Origin of the sequence: Brevibacterium renqingii (genome assembly GCF_017808095.1) — a bacterium.
In the GTDB taxonomy this organism is placed as follows: Bacteria; Actinomycetota; Actinomycetes; order Actinomycetales; family Brevibacteriaceae; genus Brevibacterium; species Brevibacterium renqingii.
The window spans coordinates 14,862-28,300 of record NZ_JADBHG010000012.1 but is presented as its reverse complement, the minus strand read 5'-3'; the positions used below and the strand labels follow the sequence as shown (position 1 = coordinate 28,300).

The window sequence follows — 13,439 nt, the reverse complement described above, 5'->3', positions numbered from 1 at the left end:
TCACATCTCTTCGTGGCTCAGCGGGTCCCGGTCCTTCATGCGTCCGCGCTCGAGCGCGGAGATCGCGCCCACCTCGGCGGGGGTGAGGCTGAAGTCGAAGACATCGGCGTTGCTGCGCTGCCGATCCGGGTTGGCCGACTTCGGGATCGGGAGGCTGCCGATCTCGAGGTGCCAGCGCAGGACCACCTGGGCCGGTGCGACGCCGTGGGCGGTGGCCGCCTCGGTGATGGGAGTCTCGTCAAACAGACCCTGGTCACGGTAGAGCGGCGACCAGGCCTCGGTCTGGACTCCGATCGACCGGTGGAAGTCGATGAGCTCAGTCTGCGGGAAATAGGGGTGGAGCTCGACCTGGTTGACGGCCGGGGTGACTCCGGTGGCCTCGACGAGCTCGGTGAGCATCGCCTCGGTGAAGTTCGAGACGCCGATGGATTTCACGAGCCCGCGCTCGCGCAGTTCGATGAGCCCGCGCCAGGTGTCGAGGTATTTGCCGACGCTCGGGTTGGGCCAGTGGATGAGGTGGAGGTCCAGGTAGTCGAGTCCGAGCCGGGCTAACGATTCCTCGGTGCTGGCGATGGATTCCTCGTATCCGTGGTGACGGCCGGGGATCTTCGAGGTGACGAACAGCTCCTCGCGGTCGACGGCGGAGTTCGCGATGGCCTCGCCGACCTCGCGTTCGTTCTCGTAATTGACCGCCGTGTCGAGCAGACGGTACCCGACCTCATCGACGGCACCCACGATCGCGTCGACCCCCTCGACGCCCTTCATCGCATAGATGCCGAGACCGAGCTGCGGGATCGCGCGCCCGTCGTTGAGGTCGAATGTGGGGATGGGTGAACTTTGCGCAGGAGTAGCCATGACACCCACCCTATGACCGCCGAGGTGATCCCGCCAGGGCACGGCGACATCAGTGCCGTACTCTGCAGGTGTGCGCGAAAGCCAGTGGAATCCCGCCTCTCTGCGGTGGAACGTCATCGTGCCGTGGGCGCTCATCGCCGTCGCGGTCCTCACGCTCGTCACCGGGCGGCTGCCCGGCGGCGACCTCGTCGCACTCGCCGAGACGACAGGGCCCGTCCTCGTCTTCGTCATCGCGATGACGATCGTCGCCGAGCTCGCCAGCGTCGCAGGCGTGTTCTCGGTCGCCGCTGAACGCCTGGCCGTCTGGGGGCGGGGGCGGCGAGCGCTGCTGTGGGCGTTCGTGCTCGCGATGATCACGCTGAGCACGGCGTTCATGTCCTTGGACACGACGGCGGTGCTCGTCACCCCGGTCATCGTCGTCCTCGCCCGGCACATCGGTCTCTCGCCGCTGCCGTTCGCGCTCGCCACCGTCTGGCTGGCCAATACCGCTTCGCTGTTCCTGCCTGTGTCGAACCTGACCAACCTGCTGGCTGCGGATGCGCTCGGGGGTGCGCCGCTGGGCTTCCTGGCTGAGTTCTGGGCCCCGGCGCTCGTGGCGGTGCTCATCACGGTCGTCGCGCTCACCCTCATCCACCGCAGGAGCCTGAAGGGTCGGTACGAACTCGCGGAGACCACCGTCATTCCTGATCGACGTCTGCTGGGCATCGCGGCCGTGGTCGTCGCCGTGCTGCTGCCGATGCTGGTGACCGGCATCCCCGTCGCGCTCGTCGCCGGTGTCGCGGCGCTCGTGCTCCTCGTGGTCTTCGCCGTCCGCCGACCCAACGTCCTCACGCTCCGGCTCGTTCCGTGGCGGACGATCGGGATCGCAGCGAGCCTGTTCGTCATCGTCGAGGCGATCCATGTGCAGGGCTATGACGCTGTGCTCGGCACTGCGGTCGGTCAGGGTGAGGGCGTGTTCGACCTGCTGCGGATCGCGGCTGTCGGCGCCCTCGGCGCGAACGCGGTCAACAATCTGCCGGCGTATCTCAGTCTCTCGGCGTTCACGGACTCTCCTCTGCGGCTGGGAGCCCTGCTCATCGGCGTGAATCTCGCCCCGATCATCACCCCGTGGGGATCGCTGGCCACGCTGCTGTGGCACCAGAGGCTCACAGCGATGGGCGTCGAGATCTCGTGGCGACGATTCGCGCTGCTCGGACTCGGCCTGACGCTCGTACTCGTGCCCCTGACGACGCTGGCACTGTGGCTGGGTTGAGGCGGCAGACACTGGCAGGTTGAGGTGTCCTGACGATGTACGGTTTGAGTGGACGAATCGGGCGGATTTCCAAGGGGTGATTTCAGCTCATTTCGACCACTCAAGACCGCTCGTTCTAGGAGGCACGCAACCGCCGTCATCGTCAGCCCTCGATGAGCTTCGCGAGCCTTGCGGGAGCGGTGTTGCGGTAGGAGTCGGCGAGGACCTCGTACAGCTCTTCATCGCTCAGCTGCTCGACCTCGAGTCCGATCCAGCCGGCCGGACTCAGGTACATCGGCACGAACGAGTCCGGACGCTCGAGCATCACCTCGGCGTCCAGCGGATCGAGGAGGACGAGCACACCGTGCGGATGCTGCACGATCTCACCGGTCACATGCTTCCGAGCACCGCCGAAGTAGGCGAAGACCTTCTTCGTGAAGAACGTCGGCCGTCCGTGGGAGATCTTCTCCTGCGCTTCGGGAAAGCTCAGCGCGATGCCCCGGAATCGCTCGAGCACCGGATCGTCGTCATCGAACATCTGCGGATGCGCCATGACCCTACGATACGTGCCGATACGCTCGCTGCCGAGAGGTCTGGCCCGGGTACCCGCGGGTTCCGGCGCCCGGGGCTCGAATCACGAATCATGAACCGAAGCTCTCGAACTCCTCCGTCCCATCGGCACGAGCCGGACCGCTCGCAGCAGCCACATTCTCAGTACACGCGGTCGAAGAACCGACCTGTTCGGCTCTCAGGCGACCGCGAGCGGAGAACGCATCGGCTTTGGCGAACTCCGGAGGTGTCGCCAGGGAGACTCCGACGTAGAGGACGAAGCTGATGCTCAGACCGATGAGCACGCGAGTCACCGATCCCTCGCCCCAGAAATGCGGCAGCGGCACGCCGAGCTCGATTGCAAAACCGTAGAGGATGAAGCCGCCCCCTCCGATGATCGAAGCGATCGCGCCTGCCGAGTTCGCACGTCGCCAGAAGAATCCGAGGACCAGGGGGAAGAACACTCCTGCCGCGAGCATCTCGGAGGCGAGCGCGAGCAGAGTGAGAGCGCTCGGCAGCTGCACGGAGACGATGAAGCCGATGATCGCGGCCGCCAAGGTGCCGGCTCGTGCGATCCACACCTTCTGCTTCTCGCCCACTTCGGTCCGCAGCGCCTTCGTCGTCAGCTCTGTCAGATACAGCGAGGAGAGGTTGAGAGTGGTGCAGATCGTCGACATGATCGCGGCCGCGATGCCGATGAAGACGATGACGCCGAAGATCGGGAGGAAGTGGCTGGTGGCCAGGGTCGCGACGATGCCCTGTTCAGGCGGTTCGTTGAACGCGGCGATCGAGGCGATTCCCGCGAAGACGACGAGGAAGTAGAGCGGAATGAAGTAGACCATCGCATGGACCGTGACCTTCCGGGCTTCGCGAGGTGACTTCGTCGCCTGGATCCTCTGCCAGGCTGCCGGGTCGATCGTGAAGGCGAGTCCGAAGGCGATGACGTAGCCGAGGTTGGGGCCGAAACCCTCCCACAGGTTGAGGAATGCGGCATCGCGTTTGGTCTCGATGGTCTGCACGATCGCGTCGGGACCGCCGGAGACGATGACGGCGCCGACGAAGGTGACGATGAGTCCGAGCATGAAGAAGCCGAACTGTGCTGTCTCCGTGAGAACCACCGCACGGAATCCGCCGATCATCGCGTACAGCAGCGAGAAGACGATGCCGATCGCCACACCCCAGGCGAAGCTGATGTCGAAGAAGACCATGAAGAACAGCCCGAGTGCCACCATCTGGCTCGCACCCCAGACGATGAGGTAGATCGCGGTGACGATCGACAGCACGGTGCCGGCAGTCCTGTTGTACCGGTTCGTCATGATCCCGTCCTGCGAGAGCAGCCCCGCTCGTCGGATGATCGGTCCCAGGGCGAAGAGCGCGATGACTGCGATGACGGTCGGGCCGCCGAGCACCCACCACGAACCCATGCCCTGAGTGTTGGCTTCGTCGACGGAGATCAGCGCCGAGTTGCCCCCGTACCAAGTGGCCACGAAGGCCATCGCGAGCATCCAGGCGGGCATGGTGTTCCCGCCGAGGAAGTAGTCGGTTTCCGTGTCGGTGCGGCGTTTGTGCAGAGCGACGCCGAGGAGGATGAGAAAGTAGGCGGCGAGTGCGCCGATGAGCCAAAAGGGAGACACCGTTGTTTCCTTCCGCAGACGGTCCTGACACCGGTCACGAAAACATGGGAGCACCATCGCTTCACCACGCTGTCCGGTGACGGTTGGGCCCACTTTCTGCGAGACCGATCCCCTGCCTCAACCGGGATTCCCAGCCGCTGAGAATGCGGATCGCGACCGTGCTCCGGGCCCGGACACACTGGAACTCAGCGCCTGCCGCAGGGACCGATGGTCCGGTCTCTCCGGCGGAGCTCGACGCGCGAGCAAGAAGGATGGAGGACCAATGACGGCTATTCTCAACGGCAGCCCTGCCCTCGGCGAATTCGACGGCGTCAGCCTCGATATGCTCATCCGCCAGGGCTTCCGCCCCGTTCCCGTCAGCGGGGTCGAAGCTCTCACTCCCGAAGTGCTCGGCATCGAGCTCACCCCCGCCGAGGCGACCGCCGGTCTCGTTCCCGGTTCCCATATCGAGGTGGCCGTTCCCCTGCCCGAGGGCCCCGCCATCCGCCACTACTCCCTCGTCGCCGGCCCAGCAGAGACCTTGAGGATCGCGGTGCTGAGAGAGGACCGGGGCCGGGGAGGTTCAGCCTGGCTGCACGAGCACCTCGCTTCCTGCACCTCGCTCCTCATCCGCGGGCCCCGGGACACTTTCGGCTACCGCGGAGTCGGACCGGTGTTCTTCGTCGCCGGCGGCATCGGCATCACTCCTGTGACGGCGATGATCGCTGCGGCCGCCTCGGCGGGTGATGACTGGCACCTGCTCTACATCGGCCGTCGGCAGGAGTCGATGGCCTTCGCCGAGGTCCTTCTCGCCGAACACGGACCCGAACGGGTGAGCGTGCACATCACCGAGACGGCCGGTCGACCCGATGCCGCTGCCGCGGTCCGTGAGTGGGCGGCCGGTCGCGGTGGGGAGACGACGGTCTACGTGTGCGGGCCGGTCCCCCTCATGCGGTCTCTCGAGACCGGGTTGGCCGACGATCCCGCCATCGCCGTCATCAGCGAGGATTTCGACGACGCCGACACCTCGGCGAATGTCCGTGAGAGGACGGGGCGTGGCACGGTCGCCTCAGCCCGCGCCACCAGCGCCGAGGCGCAGGGAGGAGACGAGGCCTTCGTCGTCGAGCTCGGTGACGGTTCCGAAGTCGACGTCCCCGCCGGATGTTCGATCATCGAGGCCCTCGGCCGCGCCGGTGTGAGAACGCTGAGTTCGTGCCAGAAGGGCACGTGCGGCACCTGTGAGACGGTCATCCTCGACGGGCAGGCCGACCACCGGGACTCCGTGCTCTCGGCGGAGGAGCATGCGGCGCAGGAGACCATGATGATCTGCGTCTCCCGGGCGTGCGGCACGCGCATCGCGCTCGACCTCTGAGCGGTGCGGCAGCCGTCGCACCCATCGGATCGGTACCCTGGGAATCAGGTGGCCGGTGGAGAGGACGGACGATGAGCGGTGCGGTGATCGCGGCAGTCGTGTGCCTCCTTGCCCTCCTGCTGCTCATCCATCGCACCGTCGTCTCCAAGCGCACCTATGGTGTGGTGCTCGATCTCTCCGCTGAGGAGGCCGCTGCCATCGTCGAGGCGCACTTCCCACGGGTCACCTGGGTGAAGACCACAGGTCCCGGCCTCATCAACAGGGCGCGGGTGAACAACAGCAGCCGGATGCTCATCGTCTCCGTCGACGTGCGCGAACATGAGGAGGGTGCCGAGGTTCGGGCCTGGGTGTCGAACCGCCGCAGCATCGCCGGCCTCACGGTCGCGGTCGGAGCGCTCAAGGCGCTCCAGATCAGAAACCGACTCCGCCGCCATCCTGCCTGTATACGCGACGCGGACTGAACCGCGGGCAGCCTTCGGTCGCGGCGCGCAACCAGACGCTCCACAGAGGCTGACGTGTGCAGCGGCGCGAACTCAGTCGCTGACCGCGGCGAGCACCGCGCGTTCCTTGACCAGCCCGGCCGCGGTGCGGACCTGCGGGTAGAGGACGACGTCCCGGGTGAGGTGGGCGATCGTCCGGCCCTGCGTGTCCGGGGTCGCCCGCAGCATCGCCTGGACTCTGCGCGCCGCAGTCGAGAGCTCGTCCTCGGACACAGCTGTGCCGTCTGGCCTGCCTGCCTGCACCCGCAGCTCGAGCGCTTGCACCGCCATGAGCAGCTCCACGCCGACGACGACTTCGACGTTCGCGACGATCTGTCGCAGATGCCGGCCGGCGTTGTTCGCCATCGACACGTGGTCCTCCTGATTCGCCGAGGTGGGGATCGAATCCACGGAGTCCGGATGGGCCAGGGTCTTGCAGTCGGAGACGAGTGCTGCGGCGAGGTACTGCGGGAGCATGAACCCGCAGTCGAGGCCGACCTGGTCCGAGTCGACGAGCATGTCCGGCAGACCCCGGTTGAGGGTGCCGTCGTCGAGGCGGAAGATCCGCCTTTCGGTGATGTTGCCGATCTCGGTCGCGGCGATCGAGAGGAAGTCTGCAGCGAAGGCGACGTACTCGGCGTGGAAGTTTCCTCCCGAGACCGCTTTGAGATCCCGGTCGAGATCGGGGAAGACGAGCGGATTGTCCGTCGCAGCGTTGATCTCCCGTTCGATGATGCCGAAGGCGAAGTCGAGCGTGTCCGCAATCGGGCCGAACACCTGCGGCACGCAGCGCAGCGAGTACGCGTCCTGGGGCGGCTGACGGACGGGGTCGTTGTCCCGGTCGCCGGTGATGAGACGGGAATCGTGCATATAGCCGCGCATCCGCTCGGCCACGGCGATCTGCCCCTTCTGACCCCTGGCCTGGTGGAGCTCGGCGATGAAGGCGTCCCCGAACCCGAGGAGGGCTTCGATCGACAGGCAAGCGGTCACCTCAGCGGTGTGCAGTGCGCCCTGGACGTCCCAGGCGGCGAGCGCCGTCTGTGCCAGGGAGAAGGATGTGCCGTTGAGCAGTGCGAGACCGTCCTTGGCCCCGACGGGAATGCGGTCGAGACCGGCCGCAGCCATCGCCTCATGCCCGGTGACGATGCGTCCGTCGAGGATCGCCTCTCCCGAGTTCTCCGGCTCCGTGCCGCCGTCTGGAGCAGTCGTGAGCACAAGGGCGATATGGGCCAAGGGAATGAGATCGCCCGAGGCGCCCAGAGACCCGTACTCGGGCACAGCCGGCCACACGTCGGCGTTGAGCATAGCGACGAGTCCTTCGATGAGCGCCCATTGGATCGCCGAATGGCCCTGGGTCAGCGAGATGACGCGGATGAACATCGTCGCCCGCACGACCTCCTCGTCGACGATGCGGCCGACTCCCGAGGCATCGGCGAGGATGAGCCGGCGGGAGAGCTCGGCCGCGTCATCGGCCGAGGGGAAGGCCTTCCGTCCTGCCAGAGAGCCGAATCCGGTGTTGACCGAGTAGATCGCCTCGACAGGTTCCCCTGCGCGCATGCGCTCGATGACGTCCTCAAGCCACTTCCGCGACTTCGCGCAGTGCTGTTCTAGCTCAGGGTCGAGGCGGATGCGTCGCCGGAAGCGAGCCACGTCGACGAGGTCACTCAGGCTCGCAGGATCGAGTCCGATGACGAGTTCGTCGCCGGGAAACTCCTCGCGGGTGCAGGCGGAAGCAGTATCGATCACATCGGTTCCTCTCGTTCGGGGCGGGTGGTTGCTGCTGTGCTCAAGCCGCTCGGGCGCGCAGAGGTACGGAGGCGTAGCTCTGCAGCGTCGTGTGGACGAGGTGGGTCGCGACCCCGGCGGTCTCGAGGGAGGCGACCCGGGTGACGAAGGCCGAGAGCAGGGCGTCCATCTCCATCCGGGAGATCGGCTGCCCGACGCATTGGTGGATGCCCATGCCGAAGGTGAGGTGGCCGCTGGAGTCCCGGTCGAATCGGTAGACGTCGGCATCGGCGCCCCATCTCTCCTCATCGCGATTCGCACTGCCGGGGAAGACGAGCACCTTGGTCTCGGCGGGGATCTCCACCCCGGACAGCACCGTGTCGCGCGACGTCGTGCGATAGAAGGCGTAGAAGGGGCTTAAGAAGCGGAATGATTCGTCGATTGCGAAGCGCACCAGCCGAGGATCGGCATGGACCTTCGCGTACTGCTCCGGGTGCGTGGCCAGCGTGTGCAGCGTATTCGTGATCGCGAAGATCGTCGTATCCAAGCCGGCCGAGAGCAGGGCCCTGACCAGCAGCGTCGCCTCTTCCGGGGAGATGTCGCCGGAGTCGGCGAACTCCCACAGCTGGGCTCCCATGCCCGAGGGATCGAGGACTTCGCGGGCGCAGTTGTCGAGCACCCAGTCGTAGGTGCCTGCGGAATCGGCGATCCAGCGCTGGGCGATCTCATTCTGCGGCCCGAAGGTCGCGAAGTTCGCGGCACCCTGCACCAGCAGATTCTCCGCCCGCCCTGAGCGCGGGATGCCGACCGCGTCGCCGAAGACTCGCAGCACGAACTGCTCGGCGAGGCGAGCGGCATCGAACTCACCGTCTTCGGTCGACAGCACCTCGTCGATGACGGTCTTCGCATAGGTCGCGAAGTCCTTCCTGCGAGGACGCAGACGTTTCGGGGTGATGACGCCGTCCATGGCTGCGCGCATGCGAGTGTGGATGGGCGGGTCGACCTCGAGGATCCCGGGCTTTCGCAGAGGCGGATTGTGGTGGATGTTGACGCTGCCGACCCCGGCACCGGAGATGAACGTCCGGTGGTCTTCGAGGATCTCCCGCACTTCGGCATCGCGACCGAAGGCCGGAACGCCGTACATGCTCAGCCAAGCGGCCGGACCGGCCCGACGGAGTCGGCGCATGAACGGGTACGGATCGGCGAGGTTCTCCCGCGAATACGGGTCCTCGTCGATGACCGGGACATCGAGTGCCGTGATGGCGTCCGTCGCCGTCGGATGTGCCGATGTGCTCCCCATGAAAGACCTCCGTTGCTCATTCGCAGGCGCATCGCCCTCCTGCCGTTCCGCGTCGTTGCCGGGACGGCGGGTCTGTGCGATGCGTTCTCCTGCAGATTAGGAACTCACGAGGAATCGAGCCAGTCGGATTCTCAGCCCGTGGGAACGCGTGGGCGCGTCGGCAGCGGTCGAGCCCAGCTCTCAGCACACCTCGCTCAGTGCTGTCTGCAGCTCCTCGACCGCCTCGGTGAGCAGAGGTTTGAGGGAAGTCGCCGTCGCATTTCCGAAGCGTTCGGAGTGGCCTGCCAGGGTCAGCGAGCACAGGACCTCCCCGCGGACGATGACGGGACAGGAGAGCGCGTTCGCACCGGAGCGCAGCTCGGACTGGGAGTAGGCGAATCCGCTGCTGCGGATCTGGCGGAGGGATCCGAGGAGCTTCTCCTCCGGATGGGACGACTCGGCGGCCACCTCGGCGATGATCTGGGACGGGGCGTGGGCCAGCAGCACGCGCTGGCCCGCCCCGCGATCGAGCGGGAGGACTTCGTAGATCCGGAAGGCGATATCGGCGTCTTCGTCAGGCGCGAACTGCCGCAGGCACACGGCGTTGCGCCCCTCTCGGACGGCGAGCACTGAGGTTCGGCCGCTGCGGGCGCTGAGCCGGCGGAGGAACCGGTGCCCGACTTCGAGCAGATGAGACCGCGTGGCGTTGCCTCCGGACCAGGAGCTCAGCCGGGAGCTGGGCAGGTAGCGGCCGCCGAACTCCTCGACGAGGTCGAACTCGCGCAGGGTCTTGAGGTACCGATAGGTCGTGGACAGGGGCAGGTCGAGCTCGGCCGCCAGCTGCTTCGCATTGGTCTCACCGGTCTCCGCGACGCTCGAGAGGATGCGCAGTCCCCGTACGAGCGCGGTGTCGCGAGCAGACTCATCGCCTGCCGAGACGCTCCGCTGTTCGGGTTGCGCTCCCCTGTCATCTGTCGGCCGCTCTGCCATCCGTACCCCTCGCCTCGTGGACCGTCGGAGGTGGTCATCCACGGTCAAGGAGATCATAGCCGGACACATCAGCGCACCCTCGCACGGAGGGCCGCCGGTTCACGCGAGTGACAAGTGTGTTCTCAGTCGCGGTCCATACGTCCCCGCACGTTCATGCAGGCGCGGTGTGCTCGGTCGAGACCAGCGACATCGAACTCGGGTTGCCCCGGGTCGAGTTCATCGTGAAGCTCGCCTTCCACGGCAGATAGCGGTCGTCGGAGGACTCGATGATCTCCCCGGCGCCTGTGAAGGCCCGTCGTCTCACCCGCAGCAGCGGTGTGCCGACCGGGACCTCGAGCAGCTTCGCGTCCTCCTCGTTCGCGCCGATCGCATCGATGGTACGCGAAGCGCGATCGATGTCGACGCCGCGGTCGAGCAGCTCTTGGTAGATCGATCCCGCATCCGTGTCGAAGGCGAGCACGTGGCGACCGACCTCGAGCGGATAGTTCAGCCGTTCGACCATCGCGGGGACATCGTCCATGAGCCGCAGCCGGAACACCGAGACCACGGGATCCCCGTCGGCGATGCGCAGGCTGGCTGCCAGGGACCGCTCCGCCGGCTGCCGCGCCACCCATTGCGTGCGCTGCCCGGGGACGATCTCGGCGTTGCGGCACCATTGGGAGAACGAGATGACATCGTCGAAGGACTGGGTGAGGACATTGTCGAGCACGACGGTCCTGCGACCGCGCCCCGACGAGATCAGCCCCTCGCCCCGCAGCGCCGCCAACGCCTGTCTGACCGGGCCGCGGGAGCTCGAGAACTTCTGCGTCAGCTCGGCCTCCGAGGGGAGCTCGTCCCCGGGTTGGAAGGATCCTTCCCGGATCGCCGTGCGCAGGTAATGGGCGATCTCGTCGTGCTGCTGTCGGCTGCGCTGCCTCGAACCGGTCGTCATGGGCTCCTGCTCCTTCGATATCCCTCGCCGAATGAATGTGAGATGGCTTTCTGCGTATGCAATGTCAACATCAGGTGAACAGATCTCAAACTTGTACATACATGTTTCCAGCTTACGCCATCGACCCACAACGATGGGGGAATGTCGAAAACAGATCTCATCATCGTCGGCTCGGGAATCCTGGGCCTGGCCACCGCATTCCTCGCCCACCAGCAGGGCCGCAGCGTCCGCGTCATCGACCGCTCCGACCGCCCCGTCGGCTCCTCGATCCAGAACTTCGGCCACGCCTGCTTCACCGGCCAATCCGATGCCGCACAGCCGATCGCGCAGGCCTCCCGTGACGGCTGGCGGCAGGCAGCGGCGGCCACCGGACTCTGGGCCGCCGAGACCGGCACCCTCATCCCGGCGATGACTGCCGCCGAATTGGCCGTGCTCGAGGAATTCGCCGCCCACCGCGGTCCCGAACAGGTCCGGCTCCTCGACTCCGAGGAGACCGCCCGGTCACTGTCGAACCCCCACCTCGGCGCCGTGGGCGGGGCACATCTGCCCCAGGACATGCGCGTCAATCCCCGCGAGGCGGCCCCGACGATCGCCGCCTGGCTGGCCGCACAGGGAGTGGAGTTCGATTGGAACACCCATGTCACCGGCACCGCCGACGGCGAGGTGGCGACGAATCGCGGCAGCTTCCGCGCCGACCACGTCGTCGTCTGCCCCGGCTACCAGCTCACCTCACTGTTCCCCGAACTCGCCGAGGACAGGCAGGTGCGCATCTGCACCCTCGTGATGTCACTCATCGACGCCCCGCCGAGGCTGCCGACCGGATTCGCGATGCTCACCGGCACCTCACTGGCCCGCTACGACGGGTTCGCCGCGATGCCGTCCACCGACGCGCTGCGGGCGGAGCTGGCCGAACGCGAACCCGAACTCGTCGACTGCATCGCCAACCTCATGGTCACCGACATCCCCGAAGGACTGCTCATCGGCGACTCCCACGCCTATGACCTCAGCCCCGAGCCCTTCATCGACGAGCACCTCGGACAGCTGCTGCTCGATCGCTCGACCGCACTGCTCGGCATCGACGAGCCCGTCGTGCGCCAGCGCTGGCTGGGCCAGTACGCCGACAGCCCGGAGACGAACCTCGTCCTCGAACGCCCCGACGAGCAGACGACGGTCGCGGTGGTCACCTCGAGGATCGGGATGACCCTGTCGTTCGGCATCGCCGACCTCGTCCTCGGCGGCGGCACCGTCGACCTCTGAGTGACGCGCACCACCCAGCCGGACGGCCGCTCGAAACCAAGGATGAAGTTGTCATGTCCACTCGGTTAACTGAGCCGAATTGTATAGACACCTCCGATGCGGCCCGCGAGGATGGAATCACGCGAACATCCGATTCGCCCGCAGTCTCGCACCCGGCAGGGCCCCGTCCCGCCCGCACCCGAAAGGCACCATCGCCATGGTCTCCATCTCCCCCTCCCGCTCCCGCACGGTGCGCTCGATCGCCGCAGGAGCGCTCGCTCTCCCGCTGCTCGGCCTCACCGCATGCGGCGGTCCCGGCGGCAGCGACGACACCATCACCTTCGCGGCCGTTCCCGCCGAATCCTCGTCGACTCTCGAGTCCTCCTTCGAGAACATCACGAAGCTCGTCGCGGAGGAGACCGGCAAGAAGGTCGAGTTCGAGAACGCCTCGGACTACGCCGCCGTCATCGAGGGCATGCGCGCCGGTCAGATCGATGCCGCCTCGTTCGGTCCCTTCGCCTACGTCATCGCGAAGGACTCCGGCATCAACATCGACCCGGCCGCCGCACCCACCAACGACCCCGAGGCGGATCCGGCCTATACGTCTCTGGCCTATGTGAAGAAGGGGTCGGACATCAAGGACATCCAGGACCTCAAGGGCAAGAAGACGTGCTTCGTCGACGCGGCCTCGACCTCGGGCTACCTCGTGCCGATGAAGGGACTCATGGACGAGGGCATCGACATGGACAAGGATCTCGAACAGGTCATGGCCGGCGGCCACGACGCCTCGCTGCTGTCACTGAACTCCGGGGACTGCGATGTCGCCTTCGCCCACGATGCCATGCTCACCACCCTCGAGAAGTCCGGTCAGGTCGACAAGGGCAGCCTCGAGCCGATCTGGGAGTCCGAACCCATCACCGAGGATCCGATCGCCGTGAACAAGGACTCCCTCGATCCCGAGGTCGCCGAGCAGGTCACGACGAGCCTGCGCGAGAAGGCCAATGTGCCCGCGCTCGTCGAAGCAGGCGTGTGCACCTCCGAGGACGACTGCGTCCTGCCCGAGGAGATCACCTACGGCTACAAGAAGGTCGACGACTCGGACTTCGATTCGATCCGCGAGATCTGCAAGTCCACCGAGGCTGACGCCTGCAAGAACATCGGCTGACCGACACGACAACC

General features: G+C 66.4%; 12 protein-coding genes. 5 read left to right on the top strand and 7 right to left on the bottom strand.

Features of this window, described 5'->3' with window-relative positions; genetic code table 11:
* On the bottom strand, nt 1–855 hold the full coding sequence (locus tag IIE29_RS16005) for an aldo/keto reductase (protein WP_209326295.1): 855 nt from the start codon (nt 853–855) through the stop codon (nt 1–3).
* A gap of 70 nt (nt 856–925) precedes the next feature.
* Between IIE29_RS16005 and IIE29_RS16000 the strand changes: the two genes are divergently transcribed.
* A complete protein-coding gene (locus tag IIE29_RS16000) occupies nt 926–2,107 on the top strand; it encodes an SLC13 family permease (protein ID WP_343071940.1) in 1,182 nt (393 codons plus the stop codon).
* A gap of 142 nt (nt 2,108–2,249) precedes the next feature.
* Here IIE29_RS16000 and IIE29_RS15995 read toward each other — a convergent pair whose 3' ends face one another.
* Together IIE29_RS15995 and IIE29_RS15990 are read right to left on the bottom strand one after the other, a co-directional pair.
* Entirely contained in the window at nt 2,250–2,639 is a 390-nt protein-coding gene (locus tag IIE29_RS15995; RefSeq protein ID WP_246476007.1) for an MmcQ/YjbR family DNA-binding protein, read from the bottom strand.
* Between the two features lie 88 nt (nt 2,640–2,727).
* Nucleotides 2,728–4,269 carry a sodium:solute symporter family protein gene (locus IIE29_RS15990; protein WP_209326294.1) on the bottom strand — a complete coding sequence of 514 codons (1,542 nt, stop codon included), beginning with the start codon at nt 4,267–4,269 and terminating at the stop codon, nt 2,728–2,730.
* Between the two features lie 262 nt (nt 4,270–4,531).
* On the opposite strand from IIE29_RS15990, the gene IIE29_RS15985 reads away from it, so the two are divergent.
* On the top strand, nt 4,532–5,620 hold the full coding sequence (locus IIE29_RS15985) for a flavin reductase family protein (protein WP_209326293.1): 1,089 nt from the start codon (nt 4,532–4,534) through the stop codon (nt 5,618–5,620).
* Between the two features lie 71 nt (nt 5,621–5,691).
* Complete coding sequence (locus tag IIE29_RS15980) at nt 5,692–6,081, top strand: hypothetical protein (protein ID WP_209326292.1); 390 nt, start codon at nt 5,692–5,694, stop codon at nt 6,079–6,081.
* 72 nt (nt 6,082–6,153) lie between these two features.
* Here IIE29_RS15980 and IIE29_RS15975 read toward each other — a convergent pair whose 3' ends face one another.
* The 4 genes from IIE29_RS15975 to IIE29_RS15960 form a co-directional block, all read right to left on the bottom strand.
* The gene (locus tag IIE29_RS15975) at nt 6,154–7,845 is read right to left on the bottom strand and encodes an HAL/PAL/TAL family ammonia-lyase (RefSeq protein ID WP_343071939.1); all 1,692 of its coding nucleotides are present in this window, start codon (nt 7,843–7,845) and stop codon (nt 6,154–6,156) included.
* A gap of 40 nt (nt 7,846–7,885) precedes the next feature.
* Nucleotides 7,886–9,124, bottom strand: a complete 1,239-nt coding sequence (locus IIE29_RS15970; protein WP_209326291.1) for a cytochrome P450 — start codon at nt 9,122–9,124, stop codon at nt 7,886–7,888.
* A 180-nt stretch (nt 9,125–9,304) separates the two neighbouring features.
* Complete coding sequence (locus IIE29_RS15965) at nt 9,305–10,093, bottom strand: IclR family transcriptional regulator (protein WP_209326290.1); 789 nt, start codon at nt 10,091–10,093, stop codon at nt 9,305–9,307.
* 151 nt (nt 10,094–10,244) lie between these two features.
* Entirely contained in the window at nt 10,245–11,024 is a 780-nt protein-coding gene (locus tag IIE29_RS15960) for a GntR family transcriptional regulator (protein ID WP_209326289.1), read from the bottom strand.
* Nucleotides 11,025–11,165: 141 nt separating this feature from the next.
* On the opposite strand from IIE29_RS15960, the gene IIE29_RS15955 reads away from it, so the two are divergent.
* Together IIE29_RS15955 and IIE29_RS15950 are read left to right on the top strand one after the other, a co-directional pair.
* Nucleotides 11,166–12,281 (top strand): TIGR03364 family FAD-dependent oxidoreductase, encoded by a 1,116-nt coding sequence (locus IIE29_RS15955; protein ID WP_209326288.1) that lies wholly within the window; start codon nt 11,166–11,168, stop codon nt 12,279–12,281.
* 196 nt (nt 12,282–12,477) lie between these two features.
* Entirely contained in the window at nt 12,478–13,425 is a 948-nt protein-coding gene (locus IIE29_RS15950) for a phosphate/phosphite/phosphonate ABC transporter substrate-binding protein (RefSeq protein WP_209326287.1), read from the top strand.
* Nucleotides 13,426–13,439: the final 14 nt, after the last annotated feature.